Consider the following 15,010-nt stretch of genomic DNA (forward strand, 5'->3'; position numbering starts at 1 on the left):
GGCCGGCGGTGGAGGCCGTGGCCGCCGCGCTGGGCGCCGCGGCCTGGCGGCGGGCGCCCCCTTCCCTGGTGCTGCGGCCGCCGCTCGGCAGCGCCATGGAGCGCGCGCTGGACGCCTGGCTCGACGGCGGCGCCGGTGACATCCCCCGCTGGTGACATCCTGGGGGGGCTCGGCTAAGCCTGTACGGCCAGAATCCGGCGGAAACAACGCCGACACGGAAGGACGGACGATGCAGCTGACACCCCGCGTGAAGGACATCCTCTCCTGGTACGAGAGCGACAATCCCGGCACCAAGGCGAACCTCGCCCGCATCCTGATGGAGGGGAAGCTGGGCGGCACCGGCCGGCTGGTGATCCTGCCGGTCGACCAGGGCTTCGAGCACGGCCCGGCGCGCAGCTTCGCGCCCAATCCCGCCGCCTATGACCCGCGCTATCACTTCGAGCTGGCGATCGAGGCCGGGCTCAACGCCTATGCCGCCCCGCTCGGCATGATCGAGGCCGGCGCCGCGACCTATGCCGGCGCCATCCCGACCATCCTGAAGGTCAATTCCTCGAACAGCCTCTCCACCACCAAGGACCAGGCGGTGACGGGCACGGTGGCGGATGCCCTGCGGCTCGGCTGCTCGGCCATCGGCTTCACCATCTATCCGGGTTCGGAATACCAGTTCGAGATGATGGAGGAGCTGCGCGAGCTGGCCGAGGAGGCCAGGTCGGCCGGTCTCGCGGTGGTGGTGTGGAGCTATCCGCGCGGCCCCAATCTCGACAAGACGGCGGAGACGGCGCTCGACATCTGCGCCTATGCCGCGCACATGGCGGCGCTGCTGGGGGCGCACATCATCAAGGTGAAGCCGCCGACGGAGGCGATCTCCCTCGACGCCGCGAAGAAGACCTACGAGAAGAACCCGGTGCCCGAGATCGGCAGCCTGGCCGGGCGCATCCGCCATGTGGTGCAGGCCTGCTTCGGCGGCCGGCGGCTGGTGGTCTTCTCCGGCGGCGAGGCGGGCACCAGCGAGTCGCTCGTCGAGATGGCCAGGGGCATCCACGCCGGCGGCGGCAATGGCTCGATCATCGGCCGCAACACCTTCCAGCGCCCGAAGGCGGAGGCGCTGAGGCTGCTGTCGGACATCATCGCCGTCTACAAGGCCTGACCCGGCGGCCGGGGCGGGCCATCCCCGCTCCGCCGCCACTCCTGGATCCCAGCCTCCCATGCCCGACTGCCAGCTCTACCTGATCACCCCGCCCCGGATCGATCCCGGCCGCTTCCCGGACCTGCTGGCCCGCGCGCTGGACGCCGGCGAGGTGGCCGCGTTGCAGGTGCGGTTGAAGGATGTGCCGGAGGACGAACTGCGGCGCGCCATCGACGCGCTGCGCCCGGTCGCGCAGTCCCGCGGCGTCGCCGTCCTGATGAACGACCGCGCCGACCTGGCCGTGGCGCATGGCTGCGACGGGGCGCATCTCGGCCAGGAGGATGGCGACCACGCGGCGGCCCGCAAGCTGCTCGGGCCGGACCGGACGCTGGGCATCACCTGCCACGGCAGCCGGCACCTGGCGATGGAGGCCGGTGAGGTCGGTGCCGATTACGTCGCCTTCGGGGCCTTCTTCCCGACCGCGACCAAGCAGGCCGAGCATCGCGCCGAGCCGGAGATCCTCACCTGGTGGACGGAGATGTTCGAGCTGCCCTCGGTCGCCATCGGCGGCATCACCGCGGCGAACTGCGCCCCCCTGGTGCGGGCGGGGGCCGATTTCCTGGCGGTGGTCGGGGCGGTGTGGAGCCATCCGGAAGGGCCGGAGGCCGGGGTGCGGGCGATGCGGGCGGCCATCGCCGCCGCGTGACCGGCTCTCAGGGCCGGCGGCGATAGGGCTGGCCGGTGACCGGACAGGCCGGCGGGTCCGGCAGGCGGGCGATGCGGGCCCGCGCCGCCGCGGCCTGGCCGGGCTCGGCGCGCTGCTCATCCGGCCGCTGACCCTCGGGATAGGCGCCCACCACCAGCAGATCCTCGCTCGCCAGCAGGCATTTGTGGCCGGTGCCGGCAGGCAGCACCACCACGTCGCCGGCCTGCAGCCGCTGCGGCACCGTGCCCTCCCCGCCCAGCTGAAGCAGGACCTCGCCCTCGATGATGGCCAGGGCCTCATGCGCGGTGGTGTGGAAATGGACATGGCCGTAGATGCCGTCCCGCCAGGCGGGCGGCCAGCCATGGCCGGCGAACAGCGCCTCCGCCGCCTCGGCCCGCCGGGCCTCGAAGGCCTCGCGGTAGATCAGCACCGGCAGCCGAGGGTTGTTCGGCACCCCCTCCTGCTCGGCAAGCCAGATGGTTTCATACTCCATGGGCAACTCCCTGACTGTGGCGGTTAACAGCAAGTTCTGTGGAGAGAACGAGCCGCCGCGCTCAGGGTTGCCGCTTGCGGTATCCTGTGCCTCAGGCCGCCGGGGAGCGGCGGGCCAGGCCGCCGAACAGGTCCAGCATGCGCTCGCGCCAGGCGGCCACCGGATCGTCCGGCTCCAGCAGCGCAAGCTCCGAGACCGACCGCGCCCACTGGAAGCCGCCGAAGACCGCGTAGTCGCCGTATCGCGGCGCCTCGCCGCCGAGGAAGGGCGCATCGCGCAGCAGCAGCCGCAGCGGCTGCAGGCTGGCCCGGAACTCCGGCAGGCGCTGTTCGCGGCCGGCAGTCACCTGTTCCAAGGGCTGGCCGAAGCGGGCCTCGCGGCTGGCGCGGAAATAGGCGCGCTGCCCCTCGCCCAGCCAACGCGGGATGTCGCTGACGATCAGCCGGACCAGATGGGCGTTCAGCGTCGCATCGGCCCAGGCGTTGATGAACCGCGTGGCCGCCGGGTCACCGCCGAAAAGGCTCGGCCGGTCGGGATAGGCCTGCTCCAGATACAGGGCGATGGCCCAGGAATCGGCGACCACCGTCTCGCCATCCCGCAGGACGGGAACCTTGTCCTGGCCGGAGAAGGCGAGGGCCTCGCCTTCGGTGAAACGCCAGGGGATGCAGGCGGCGTCGAGCCCCTTGTGCGCCAGCGCCATCCGGCTGCGCCAGCAATAGGGGCTGAAGCGGCGCTCCGGGTCCTCGCCGGTCAGTTCGTAGAGCCGGAGCGCCATCGTCTCAGCCCTGCTTTCCGGTGGTCGAGGTCTGGCCGAAGAGGACCGCCCGGCTGTCCTCCGGCTTGATCGCCTGGGCGCTGAACTCCTCCGCCCGGGCATAGGCCCTGACCGTTCCCGGCCGCGCCTTGATGGCCGCGAACCAGCGCGCGACATTGGGGAAGTCCTCCAGCTTCTGGCCCTGCCGCTCATGCGGCACGATCCAGGGATAGATCGCCATGTCGGCAATGCTGTAGTCGGGCCCGGCCACGAAGGCGCGGTCGGCCAGGCGCCGGTCCAGCACGCCGTAGAGGCGGTTGGTCTCCTTCACGTAGCGGTCTATGGCGTAGGGGATCTTCTCCGGCGCATAGACGTTGAAATGGTGGTTCTGGCCCGCCATCGGACCGAGGCCGCCCATCTGCCAGAACAGCCATTGCAGCACCTCGGCCCGGCCCCGGATCTCCTGCGGGGGCGGGATGAAGCGGCCGATCTTGTCGCCCAGGTAGAGCAGGATGGCGCCGCTCTCGAAGAGCGACACCGGCGCGCCGCCATCCGCGGGCTCGGTGTCGAGGATGGCGGGGATGCGGTTGTTCGGCGCGATGGCCAGGAATTCGGGGCGGAACTGCTCGCCCTTGCCGATGTTCACGGGGTGGATCCGGTACGGGAGACCGGCTTCCTCCAGGAACATCGTGACCTTGTGGCCGTTCGGGGTGGTCCAGTAGTGAAGGTCGATCATGGCGGCGTTCTCCGGGCCTGGCCTGGGGGCCCGGCGGGCCGCAGGCACCTTTGGGGCAGGACGCTACCGGCCCCCCGGGAGACCGGCAAGCCACCTTGTCCGGCCCGTCGCACCCGCCCTTCCGGTGGTCCTCTCCAGGCATCTCCGGACGGAAGGCCGCAAGGTGGTCGGGTTATTCGCCTCATGATTGTGCTTTGTGCAGCGGCCTCTCCCCCGTGTATATGATTTGTGACGCGGCCTCCGGCCGCGACGCCGCACGAGCCGGGGACAGGTCTTCAAGACATTATGGTAACCATCCTGATCCTCGACGACAGGACAACGAACCGGGACATCTTTTCGCGCCTCGCCGCCTCCCTGGACCGCGGCGCCAGGGTCGAGGCCTTCGGCGATCCCCAGCAGGCGCTCGAATGGCTGCGCGGCAACAGCGTAGACCTCGTGGTCACCGACTTCCGCATGCCCGGCATGGACGGCGCCGAGTTCACCCGCCGGCTGCGCGCCCTGGGCGACAATCCCGCCGTCGCCGACGTGCCGGTGATCGTCATCACCGCCTACAATGACCGTGCCTACCGCCTGCGGGCGCTGGAGGCCGGCGCCACCGACTTCCTGCTCAGCCCGGTGGACCACTACGAGTTCATGACCCGCGCCCGCAACCTGTTGCGGATGCGCTGGCAGCAGCAGGTGATCCAGCGCCGCGCGCGCAGCCTGGAGCAGGAGCTGGAGGACAGCGCCCGCACGCGCGAGGCGCTGCTGCGCGACAGCCGCAAGGCGCTGGCGCAGGTGATCGACACCGTCCCCGCCATGATCACCGCCGCCGATCGCCAGGGCCGCTGCGTCTTCGTCAACGCCAGTCAGGCGGCATTTTCCGGATCGACGCCGGAGGCGCTGGTCGGCAACGAGATCGAGCGGGTCTTCGGTGCCGAGCGCGGCGCCGCCTCGCGCGAGCGGGACCGCCACGTCTTCGAGACCGGCGCGGCCCTGGCCGAGCAGGAGGAGGAGGCGGTCGGCCCCAGCGGCGAGGCGCGGGTGCTGGTCACCACCAAATCACCGCTGCGCGACTCCGCCGGACAGGTCGTCACGGTGCTGACCACCTCGCTCGACGTCACCGACCGCAAGATGGCCGAGCGGCGGCTCAGCCACATGGCGCATCACGACGCGCTGACCGGCCTGCCGAACCGCATCTTCCTCAGCGAGCGGCTGCGGCACGAGTTGGCGCGCGGGCGGAACAGCGGGCACGCCTTCGCGCTCCTCTTCCTCGATCTCGACCGCTTCAAGTCGGTGAACGACGCGCTCGGCCATCACCTCGGCGATCAGCTGCTGCAGGAGGTGGCGCGGCGGCTGCAGCAGTCGGTCCGGCCGGAGGACACCGTCTCGCGCCTGGGCGGCGACGAGTTCGCCATCCTGCAGGCCGGCATCTCCGGGCCGGAGGATGCCGCGGCGCTGGCCGCGCGGATCGTCGAGAGCCTCTCGGCGCCCTTCGCCTGCGATGGCCAGGTCCTGTCCACCAGCGCCAGCCTCGGCATCACCCTCTCCCCGCGCGATGGCCGCGATGCCGCGGGGCTGCTGCGCAACGCCGACCTCGCCATGTACCGCGCCAAGGCCGAGGGGCGGAACGGATGGCGCTTCTTCGCCGCCGCCATGGACGAGCGGGCGCGGGAGGCCATGCGCGTCGAGCGCGACCTTCGCCTGGGTCTCGAGCGCGACGAATTCGTGCTGCACTACCAACCCCAGATCTCGCTCCGCACGCACCGCATCGTCGGCGCCGAGGCGCTGCTGCGCTGGCGGCGGGGCGGCGGCGCCCTGGTCAGCCCGGGCGTCTTCCTGCCGGTGGCGGAGGAAACCGGGCTGATCGGCCCGATCAACGAATGGGTGCTGCGGGAGGCCTGCCGCCAGGCCGCCGCCTGGGCCCGGGCGGGGCGGCCGCTGCGGATCGGCGTCAACCTCTCGCCGATCCAGTTCCGCCGCCAGGATGTCGGGCAGATCGTGCGCCGCGCCCTGGCCGAGACCGGACTGGACCCGGCCCTCCTGGAACTGGAGCTGACCGAGGGCATCCTGATGGAGCAGGCGGTGGAATCCGCCGTCATGCTCCAGGAGCTGCGGCAGCTCGGCGTCTGCGTCTCGGTGGACGATTTCGGCACCGGCTATTCCTCCCTCAACTACGTCAAGAGCTTCCCGGTGGACCGGCTGAAGATCGACCAGTCCTTCGTCCGCGGCATGGTCAGCGATCCGAACGATGCCGCCATCGTGCGCACCATCGTGGCGCTGGGCCATTCGCTGCGGCTCTCGGTGGTGGCGGAAGGCGTCGAGACGGCCGAGCAGCTGGCGCGCCTCTCCCAGGAGAACTGCGACGAGGTGCAGGGCTACTACTTCAGCCCGCCCATCCCGGCCGAAGCCCTGTCGCGGCTGCTGGCGGAGCATGACCCGGCGGGAGCCTTCATCCCGGCGGCCAGTCCCGCCGAGCCCTACGGCGTGCCGTGAGCAAGGCCGCCACGCCGCCGCCCGGACGCCGCCCCGGGCCGCTGGCCTGGCTGCGCAACCGGCTGCGGGGGCGTCCGGACAGCGAGCACGAGATGAGCTTCAACCGCCTCGCTTTCGCGGCGGTCATCATCCTCTTCCTGCTGGTCGGCGGCGATTCCCGGGACGCGCTGCTGGCCATGGCGGTCTATGTCGCCCTCGCCCTTGGCATCCTGGGCCATATCCTGCTCGTGCCCGCCGCCTCGCCGCCGCGCCGGCTGGCCGCGCTGCTGCTGGATTGCGGCTTCCTGTCCTGGCAGTTGCACATCGGCGAGGAACCGGTGGCGCTGTTCTTCCCGATCTATCTCTGGGTGATCTTCGGCAACGGCTTCCGTTTCGGCCTGTCCTCGCTGCGGGTCGCCATGCTGGTGGCCTTCCTCGGCTTCGGCCTCGTCATCCTGACCACGCCCTACTGGAACGGCCAGCTCCACCTGTCGATCGGCCTGCTGATCGGCCTGCTGATCCTGCCGCTCTATGCCGGCACGCTGATCCGCCGCCTGTCCGCCGCGCGGCAGCAGGCGGAGGAGGCGAGCCAGGCCAAGTCGCTCTTCCTGGCCAGCGTCAGCCATGAGCTGCGGACGCCTCTCAATGCCATCATCGGCATGGGCGGCCTGCTGCGCGATACCCGGCTCGATGGCGAGCAGCGCGACATGCTGGAGACGGTGAACACCGCCGCGCATTCGCTGCTGGCGCTGATCGACAACATCCTCGACCTGTCGCGCATCGAGGCTGGCCGCATGCCGACCGAGACGGTGGACATCGAGGTGGGCCCGCTGCTCGCCGAGCTGCGCCGCCTGCTGGCCGCGCAGTGCCGCGCCAAGGGCCTGCGCTTCTCCCTGCACGTCACGCCGCGCACGCCGCTGCTGCTGCGCGGCGACCGCCGGCACCTGATGGAGGTGCTGCTGAACCTGGCCGGCAACGCGGTGAAGTTCACCGCGGAGGGCGGGGTCACCGTCGCCCTGGACGCCGCGCCGCCGGCGCCGGGCGAGACCCGGCTGCGCCTGACCGTGGAGGTCTCCGACACCGGCATCGGCATCGCGCCCGAGGCGCAGGAGCGGATCTTCGAGAACTTCACCCAGGCCGATTCCACCATCATCAACCGCTTCGGCGGCACCGGGCTGGGCCTTGCCATCTGCCGCCGGCTGGTGCGGCTGATGGGGGGCGAGATCGGCGTCACCTCCATCCCCGGACAGGGCAGCACCTTCCGCTTCACCGTCCTGGCCGAGGCGGTCACGCCGCAGCCCCGCCCCTCTCTCGCCGGCCTCGCCGTGGTGCTGCTCGACCCGGCACCGATCCGGGCGGCGGCCCTGGCCGAGAAGCTGGCAGAGTTCGGCGCCGAGGCACGGCCGGCGGCCGGTGTGGAGGAGGCGGCGCGCCTGATGCGGGCCCGCCCCGAAGGGCCGGAAGGGCGCTGCCTGCTGCTGGCCTATGCGCCGGTCGCCCTGCCCGCCGACGCGCCGGCGCATCCCCGGTTGCTGGTGGACGAGGCAGGCGCCGCGCCGGCGCTGCCGCCCGAGACGCTGCGCCACGCGGCCGAGACCCTGCTGCCGCCCCAGGCCACCGGCGAGGAGCTGGCGCATGCGCTGCGCCTGGCCCTGGCCCTGGCCCCCGCCCCGGCCGGCGACGAGCCGCAGGAGGCGGCACCCCCGGAGGAGGCCGGGGCTGCTCCCGCTCCCGCTCGGCGGCCCGCGCGGCCGCTGCGCGTGCTGGTGGCGGATGACAGCCGGGTGAACCAGCGCGTTGTCGCCAAGATCCTGGAACGGGCCGGCCATGCCGTGCGGCTGGCCGACAATGGCGATGCTGCGCTCGACATCCTGGAGCAGGAGGCCGACAGCCTCGATCTGGTGTTGATGGACGTGAACATGCCGGACACGGACGGCATCGAGGCGACGAAGCTGTTCCGCGTCATGGCGCTCGGGCAGCCGCATCTGCCGATCCTGGCGCTGACCGCCGATGCCACGGAGGCGGCGGTGCGGCGCTGTGCCGAGGCCGGCATGGACGGCCACGTGACCAAGCCGATCCGGCCGGACGAGCTGCTGCGCCTGGTGGAGGAGCGGGCGCGCCCGCCCCGCCCGGGCCAGGCCGCGCCCGCCGGGCCGGTGACCGCCATCGCCAGCCACCCGCGCTTCCGCCCGACCAGCCCGGCGCTGGATGACGAGGTGGTGGAGAACCTGCGCCAGCTCGGCGGCGAGGAGTTCCTGCAGGGACTCGCGCGCGACTTCCTCGACGATGCGGGGGCGCTGATCGAGGAGATCGCCGCCGCTGCCCTGGCCGGCGACGCGACGCGCTTCCATTCCGAGACGCATGCCCTGCGCAGCAGCGCCGCCAATGTCGGCGCCCTGGCGCTCGCCCGCCTCTGCACCGAATGGCGCCGCCTGGGGCGGGAGGCGATGATGCGCGAGGGGGCGGACCTCGCGCAGCGGGCCCGTGCCGAGCTCGAGCGGACGCGCCGGGCCTACAGGGGCGATCCCGCGGACGATGCCGGCGCCGGCGAGCATCGCGGCTGAGCCACCCCGTCCCGGCCCCCCGCCGGGAAGACGGGCGCGTCCTCATGCGACCGGTCTGTTCGTGAGGCCGCGCATCACTCTGCGGCGTGCGCCAGCCCCGCGGAAGGCAGGCTGCCCAGCCGGCGCTCCTGCGCCGCCACCAGCCGGCCCATCTTCTTGAGGTCGGCCTCGCCCAGGTTCATCGCCGCCCCGGCCCACATCTCCACCACGTCGCGCAGCTCGTCGAGCGTCACCGGATCCACCCGGCGGCGGGCGCGGTGCATCGTCAGGTGCGCGTTGTGCTTGCGGCTGTGGCGGGCGATATAGTCGCGCGCCGCCGCCTCGCCCTCGCCATCCTCGGCCAGCACATCGACCACGCCCATCGCGTGCAGTTCCGCGGCGGTGTAGATGCGGCCGGAGGTGATCAGCTCCTCGGCCTGCCGACGGCCGATGCGGCGCGAGAGGAAGCTGTAGGCGCCCATGCCGGGGAACATGTTGAACAGGATCTCCGGCAGGCCGATCTTGGCGCTGCGCTCGGCGACGATCATGTCGAAGGAGAGCGCGTGCTCGAAGCCGCCGCCCAGCGCGTCCCCCTGGACCAGCGCCATGGTGATGAGCGGCAGGCCGAAGGCGACGGTGTTCTTGTGGATCGCCTCCACCGCGATGTGGCCGTAGCGCACCAGCGAGGCATGGTCGCGCGAGCGGATGCGCTCGGCGAAGTGCGCCAGGTCACCGCCCAGATTGTAGATGCCCGGCACGGCCGAGTTCATCACGAACCAGTCCGCCGGCCGCTCGCCCAGCGCCGCGCGCTCCGCGAAGAGCGCGGACATGGCGTCCTGCATGCGATGCACATCCTGCATCAGTTCGAGGGTGTAGCTCGGGCGACCCTGCGGGCGCATGGTGCACCAGGCGGTGCGGCTTTCCGGCTCCAGGCGGAGTTCGAGATTGTCGAAGCGCAGGGCCGACAGGGCGACATGCGCGGGCGGCAGGCTGCGGCCAGCGGTCTCGGCGACGACGGGGGTGTTGCGATCGAGGTACATGGAGGGTCTCCGGCTGGGTGGTCGTGCCACCGTTATGGTTGCGTAACATCCAAGTACCCTCCACCATGAAGGGCGTTGGCCTTGCCACGCGCACGCATCCTAGCCACCCCCTGCCCTCGCAGTATTGATTTGCTTTGTGCTCCTGACTGTAAGGTTTTGACAGCAATCGATCTGGATCTCGACGCGCCGGAACAACGGCGCCGCCGGCGACGCAGTGTCGCCGACGGCATCCCCGCAGCAGAGAATTCAAGTGTTACGACAACGACGCAGGGCCTCGCGGCCCACTCTCCCGGCAGCCGGCGCGTCGCGAGGACGTCGCCGGCCGTCCGGCCTCGTCTCAGGCGTCGTCGCGTGAGCCGTAGGGGGAAGGGCCGTAGAAGCCGCGCACCCGCTCACCCCATTGCTGGTCGGACCAGTCGACCGCCTCCTCCCGCCGGAAGGACGGGGCCTGCTGGAGCTGCTCGGCGCTGACATCGGCGACATAGCCGCCGAGGCCGATGTCGTAGCGCAGCTGGTCCCAGGGCAGAGGGTAGTGGGAGCTGCCGATACCGAGGAAGCCGCCGAAGGACAGGACGGCGTATTCGACCACCCCCCGGACCTTGTCGATCATCAGCGCCTCGATCGACCCCAGCCGGTTGCCGGAGGGATCGAAGACCGCGGTGCCTTCCACCCGGTCCGAGGAGATCAGCCGCGCGCTGCCGCCGGGGGCGATCTCGTTGACCATCTCGTCATGCCGTCGCGCGGACGGGCCGGTGGGGTCGGTGGTCGGATCCGCCATGATGGTCTCCTCCAGCTGCGGGCCGGAACGGCCCTCGCGGAAATAACTCCCGGCGAGGCCGTGGGGTTCCAGGCGCGCGCGGGATGCAACTCTGCTGCCACCCCGCGTTTCCCCTCTGCATGCCATCTGCATACCACCGGCTCCACCGGCATCCGACTGCCAGGATGGCCTGCCACAGCGAGGAGAAGTCGCCATGTCCGATGCCCGAGACGACACCCCGGCCCGCGAACGCGTCATCGAGCCGCCGCCCGGGCATCACGAGGCGCCCATGCCGGAGAAGCCGATCCCGACCACCAAGGTACGGCAGGGGGTCACCTTCGGCCGTATGCGCTGGGTTCTCCTGGCGTCCCTCGTCCTGGTCATCGTCGCGTTCATCGTCGCCGCCATGGTGAGCTGAGGCTTGGCCGGCGTGAGAATGTCGTGTTGCATCAATGGGAAAACCTGCAACGAAGCCGCTGGCGGGGCGTTTTTGCGACAGGTGCCCGCGGCATTGCCGGGCGTCGCTCCCGCGTGGGCTCGCTGAGCGGGTGGGAGCGGCGCCGGCGAGGACCGTGAGGCCCGGTGCAACCAGGCTCGCCGCTGGCGGGCGTACCAGGGAAGGATCACAGGGATGACCCAGCGCAAGGGCGGTAAGCAGGGTTTTGCCTCGATGGACCAGGCCAAGCAGCGCGACATCGCCTCCAAGGGCGGGCAGAGCGTTCCAGCGGCCAAGCGCAGTTTCGCCCAGGACCCGGCTCTCGCCGCCGAGGCGGGCCGCAAGGGTGGACAGGCCGTGCAGGCGGGGGACCGCTCCTTCTCACGTGACCGCAGCCTCGCGGCCAGCGCCGGACGCAAGGGCGGACAGGCGACCCATGGCCGCGCCGCGAACCGCGGTGCCGAAGCGGAGGAGCAGGGCTGACACCAGCCCGCCTAGCTTCCCGCCACGCCTCTGGATGACGACAGCATGCTGAACTTGAAACCAGGCCGCCCGCGGCTGAAGCCCTCGGGCCGGCTTGAGCGGCCTGTGCCGGACAGCCTTTCCTCCGTCTTGCGCGCCGAACTGGCGGAGCGGTTGCTGAAGCGGCGTCCGGTGACGGGAGAGACCGGCCCCCGGCCGGCGCTTCCGTCGCCCGTCCCCGCCTCGGACCCGGAACATCGGGCGCCCTGAGTGCGAGACGGCGGCGGACCATCGGCCGCGATGGCCGGAACAGGAACGGGAGGAACACCATGTCCGATCAGTTGACCCCCCCTCGCCCGCCGCAGGGTGAGGCCACGAACACGGCTTCCGGTTCCGCCGGTGAGGCGCGGCGCAGCCAGCTGACGCCGGAGGTGCCCTCGCCGCAGCCTCCGCCCGAGAGCCCGCCGATCGACCCGCCCTCGCCCGAACCGCCACCGCCGGAGACGCCGCCGCGGGAGGACCCGCAGCCGCAGCCGACCCCGCCCAGCGCGCGCAAGCATTTCCCGGAAACCGAATACGGGACCGGTGAATGCGAGCCGCCGCCGCCGTCCAACAAGGCCTGACGGCGGAAGGGGTGGCCATACACCGTTGAAGGATGTTCGAGAGATGAATGACCTGACCGCCCCCCAGCGGACTTCGCCTGGTAGCTCCGCCCTGAAGACGCTGAGCGCCTATCTGCATGACAGCCATCGGGGCTACGATCAGGGCCGCCGGCTGACCTCCGACCGCTTCCTGCGCATCGAGTTCGCGGAGCTGGCGGAGCGGCGGGAGAAGATGGCGCAGGATCTCGACCGCCTGCTGCACCTCGAAGGAGGCGAGCCGCGCCGCTCGGGCAGCACGCTGGGCGCCGCGCATCGCGTCTTCCTCGACCTCAAGGGCAGCCTTTTCGGCCAGGGCCGCCGTCGGGTGCTGCGCGAGGTGGTGCGGGGCGAGGCGGCGCTCGAGGATGCCTATGACGAGGCCCTGGAAGCCGATCTGCCTCAGGAAGCCCGCGGATTGCTGCACCGCCAGCACCGCCAGGTCCGCGCCACGCGCGACCGCTACGCCGCCATGCTCGACGAGGATGAGGACAGCACGGTGGCGGCACCGGCGGTGCAGGGCCATGGTCTGATCGCCCAGTTCAACCGGCTGACGCAGCCGCTGACCAGCAATCCGATCCTCTCCGCCATTCTGGTGACCGCGGCCTCCGCCCTCACTGCCCGCCTGCTGACCGGTGGCCGCAGCCGCCGCCGCTGAGGCGATCCGGTATGGAGAAGAAGGGGGAGGGTGGCCGGGATCGCCGGCCGCCCTCCTTGCGTGTCAGGCCAGGAGATGCAGCGAGAACAGGTCGCCGGCATCCGTCCAGACCGCCTCCGACCGCCATCCCGCCTCGCCCGCCAGCGCGATCATGTCCTCCGGCCGCCGCTTGTAGCTGCTCTCAGTGTGGATAGTCTCGCCCGCGCCGAAGGCGATCGGCACGCCCGCCACCGCCACCGACTGCGCCACCTGGCTCTCCAGATGCATCTCGATCCGGCTGTCCTCGGCGTTCCAGATGGCCCGGTGGCGGAAATGCCCGGGCTGGAAGCTGGCGGCGGCCTCCCGGTTGAGGCGGTGCAGCAGGTTCAGGTTGAAGGCGGCCGTGACGCCCGCGGCGTCGTCATAGGCGGGGATGAGGATCTCGGGCGACTTCGGCAGATCGACACCGAGCAGGAAGCGCGCCCCCTCCCCCAGCGTGGCCCGCGCCGTTCGCAGGAAGCGCAGCGCCGCCTCGCGGTCGAGATTGCCGATGGTCGAGCCGGGGAAGAAGCCGAGCAGCGGCCGCGGCAGCGGCGGCAGGGCCAGCGGCTGCTGGAAGTCGCCCACGATCGGATGCAGCGCCAGCGCCGGGAAGCGGGACTGCATCGCCGCCACGGTGGCGGCCACCGCGCCTGCGGCGATGTCGAGCGGCACATAGGCGCGGGGCTGCTCCAGCGCCGCCAGCAGCAGCGCCGCCTTGGTCACCGATCCGGCGCCGTACTCGACCACCGCGGCGCCTGGCCCGATCCGTGCGCGCAGCTCCGGGCCGATGTCGCGCAGCAGGCCGAGCTCGGTGCGGGTGACGTAGTATTCCGGCAGGGTGGTGATGGCATCGAAGAGGCGGCAGCCTTCGGGGTCGTAGAGGAGATGCGGCGGCAGCGTCTTGCGGGGCGCGCGCAGCCCACGCAGCGCCACCTCGGCGGTGGCCGGATCGAAGCGCGTCTGGCTCGTCGGCATATCCATCGGGCTAGCCCTCCTCTGCCAGGCGCAGGCCGGTGAACTGCCAGCGCCGGTCGGGATGGAAGAAGTTCCGGTAGGTGGGCCGCGCATGGCCGGGCGGTGTTGCCTGCGAGCCGCCCCGCAGCACCATGGTGTTGATCATGAACTTTCCATTGTACTCGCCGACGGCCCCCTCCGGCGGGCGGAACCCCGGATAGGGACGGTAGGCGCTGCCGGTCCACTCCCAGACGAAGCGCTCCGCATCCTCCAGCAGGCCGCGCCGCGCCGCGCCCTCCCATTCCTGCTCGGTGGGCAGGCGCTTGCCGGCCCAGCGGGCGAAGGCATCCGCCTCGTACCAGCTCACGTGACGCACCGGCGCCAGCGGATCGAGCGGCCGCAGGCCGGCGGGGGTGAATTGCAGCCAGTGGCCGTCGTGGCGTTCCCAGTAGAGCGGCGCCTCCCAGCCCTGCTGCTGCGCCGCCGCCCATCCTTCCGACATCCAGAGCAGAGGCTTGCGGTATCCCCCCTCCGCCATGAAAGCGCACCATTCGGCGTTGCTGACGAGATGCGAGGCGATACGCGAGCCGTTGAGCAGCACGTCGTGGCACGGGCGCTCATTGTCGAAGGCGAAGCCCGTGTTCAGCGCCCCGATGCGGATGATCCCCGCCTCCAGCGGCCGCATGGCGGCGGCCTCGCGGGACAACGGCGCCGGCTCCCGCCAGTCCGGCGCCAGCGCGGGCCGCAGCGGATTGAAGGAGAAGGCGTGCAGCGTGTCAGTGACCAGGAGCTCCTGGTGCTGCTGCTCATGCTGCAGGCCGAGCTCCACCATCTCCAGAAGCTCCAGCGAGGGCTCGCGCGCCAGGAGGCGCTCCATCGCCGCGTCCACATGCGCCCGGTAGGCCGCGACGGCGCCGGTCGGCGGACGGGTCAGCAGGCCGCGCTGCGGGCGCGCATGCCGGGGACCGACCTGCTCGTAGTAGCTGTTGAAGAGGAAGGAGAACTGCCGGTCGAACACCGCGTAGCCCGGCAGGTGCGGCTGCAGCAGGAACTGCTCGAAGAACCAGGTGGTATGGGCCCGGTGCCACTTGGCTGGGCTCGCATCGGGCATGGACTGGACGCACTGGTCCTCGTCCGAGAGGCTGGCCGCGAGACGTTCGGTGTGGTCGCGGACCGCGCGCCAGCGCCGGTCGAGCGCGACGCCCTCCGCCTCGAGCGTCAACATGGCGGAC

15 protein-coding genes are annotated in these 15,010 nt (G+C 71.4%); 8 read left to right on the forward strand and 7 right to left on the reverse strand.

The window, feature by feature from the left end; all coding sequences use genetic code 11:
- Window positions 1-229: 229 nt before the first annotated feature.
- Window positions 230-1,147, forward strand: a complete 918-nt coding sequence (locus ACVMLK_RS02540; protein WP_422923404.1) for a class I fructose-bisphosphate aldolase — start codon at window positions 230-232, stop codon at window positions 1,145-1,147.
- Window positions 1,148-1,205: 58 nt separating this feature from the next.
- On the forward strand, window positions 1,206-1,832 hold the full coding sequence (gene thiE, locus ACVMLK_RS02545; RefSeq protein ID WP_457485521.1) for a thiamine phosphate synthase: 627 nt from the start codon (window positions 1,206-1,208) through the stop codon (window positions 1,830-1,832).
- A 7-nt stretch (window positions 1,833-1,839) separates the two neighbouring features.
- Here thiE and ACVMLK_RS02550 read toward each other — a convergent pair whose 3' ends face one another.
- The 3 genes from ACVMLK_RS02550 to ACVMLK_RS02560 form a co-directional block, all read right to left on the reverse strand.
- Window positions 1,840-2,325, reverse strand: coding sequence for a cupin domain-containing protein (locus ACVMLK_RS02550; RefSeq protein WP_198367363.1), 486 nt, complete (start codon window positions 2,323-2,325; stop codon window positions 1,840-1,842).
- A gap of 91 nt (window positions 2,326-2,416) precedes the next feature.
- The gene (locus ACVMLK_RS02555; protein WP_457485522.1) at window positions 2,417-3,100 is read right to left on the reverse strand and encodes a glutathione S-transferase family protein; all 684 of its coding nucleotides are present in this window, start codon (window positions 3,098-3,100) and stop codon (window positions 2,417-2,419) included.
- Between the two features lie 4 nt (window positions 3,101-3,104).
- On the reverse strand, window positions 3,105-3,815 hold the full coding sequence (locus tag ACVMLK_RS02560) for a glutathione binding-like protein (RefSeq protein ID WP_198367365.1): 711 nt from the start codon (window positions 3,813-3,815) through the stop codon (window positions 3,105-3,107).
- Window positions 3,816-4,100: 285 nt separating this feature from the next.
- On the opposite strand from ACVMLK_RS02560, the gene ACVMLK_RS02565 reads away from it, so the two are divergent.
- The gene (locus tag ACVMLK_RS02565) at window positions 4,101-6,290 is read left to right on the forward strand and encodes a two-component system response regulator (protein WP_457485523.1); all 2,190 of its coding nucleotides are present in this window, start codon (window positions 4,101-4,103) and stop codon (window positions 6,288-6,290) included.
- Window positions 6,287-8,833: an ATP-binding protein gene (locus ACVMLK_RS02570; protein WP_457485524.1), complete on the forward strand. Its 2,547-nt coding sequence runs from the start codon at window positions 6,287-6,289 to the stop codon at window positions 8,831-8,833. The genes ACVMLK_RS02565 and ACVMLK_RS02570 overlap by 4 nt, the downstream gene beginning before the upstream one ends.
- A gap of 74 nt (window positions 8,834-8,907) precedes the next feature.
- On the opposite strand, the gene ACVMLK_RS02575 is transcribed toward ACVMLK_RS02570, so the two are convergent.
- A complete protein-coding gene (locus ACVMLK_RS02575; protein ID WP_457485525.1) occupies window positions 8,908-9,852 on the reverse strand; it encodes a crotonase/enoyl-CoA hydratase family protein in 945 nt (314 codons plus the stop codon).
- A gap of 337 nt (window positions 9,853-10,189) precedes the next feature.
- Window positions 10,190-10,630 carry a PRC-barrel domain-containing protein gene (locus tag ACVMLK_RS02580; RefSeq protein ID WP_198367369.1) on the reverse strand — a complete coding sequence of 147 codons (441 nt, stop codon included), beginning with the start codon at window positions 10,628-10,630 and terminating at the stop codon, window positions 10,190-10,192.
- 193 nt (window positions 10,631-10,823) lie between these two features.
- Between ACVMLK_RS02580 and ACVMLK_RS02585 the strand changes: the two genes are divergently transcribed.
- From ACVMLK_RS02585 to ACVMLK_RS02600, 4 genes are all read left to right on the forward strand, one after another.
- Window positions 10,824-11,027: a hypothetical protein gene (locus ACVMLK_RS02585; protein WP_198367370.1), complete on the forward strand. Its 204-nt coding sequence runs from the start codon at window positions 10,824-10,826 to the stop codon at window positions 11,025-11,027.
- A 213-nt stretch (window positions 11,028-11,240) separates the two neighbouring features.
- Entirely contained in the window at window positions 11,241-11,528 is a 288-nt protein-coding gene (locus ACVMLK_RS02590; protein WP_232477267.1) for a con-10 family general stress protein, read from the forward strand.
- 308 nt (window positions 11,529-11,836) lie between these two features.
- Entirely contained in the window at window positions 11,837-12,130 is a 294-nt protein-coding gene (locus ACVMLK_RS02595) for a hypothetical protein (protein WP_198367371.1), read from the forward strand.
- Between the two features lie 43 nt (window positions 12,131-12,173).
- Window positions 12,174-12,803, forward strand: coding sequence for a PA2169 family four-helix-bundle protein (locus ACVMLK_RS02600; protein WP_457485526.1), 630 nt, complete (start codon window positions 12,174-12,176; stop codon window positions 12,801-12,803).
- Between the two features lie 63 nt (window positions 12,804-12,866).
- Here ACVMLK_RS02600 and egtD read toward each other — a convergent pair whose 3' ends face one another.
- Window positions 12,867-13,805 carry an L-histidine N(alpha)-methyltransferase gene (gene egtD, locus ACVMLK_RS02605; protein ID WP_457485527.1) on the reverse strand — a complete coding sequence of 313 codons (939 nt, stop codon included), beginning with the start codon at window positions 13,803-13,805 and terminating at the stop codon, window positions 12,867-12,869.
- Between the two features lie 4 nt (window positions 13,806-13,809).
- Window positions 13,810-15,003 carry an ergothioneine biosynthesis protein EgtB gene (gene egtB / locus ACVMLK_RS02610; protein ID WP_457485561.1) on the reverse strand — a complete coding sequence of 398 codons (1,194 nt, stop codon included), beginning with the start codon at window positions 15,001-15,003 and terminating at the stop codon, window positions 13,810-13,812.
- Window positions 15,004-15,010: the final 7 nt, after the last annotated feature.

Source organism: Teichococcus aerofrigidensis, assembly GCF_054073225.1.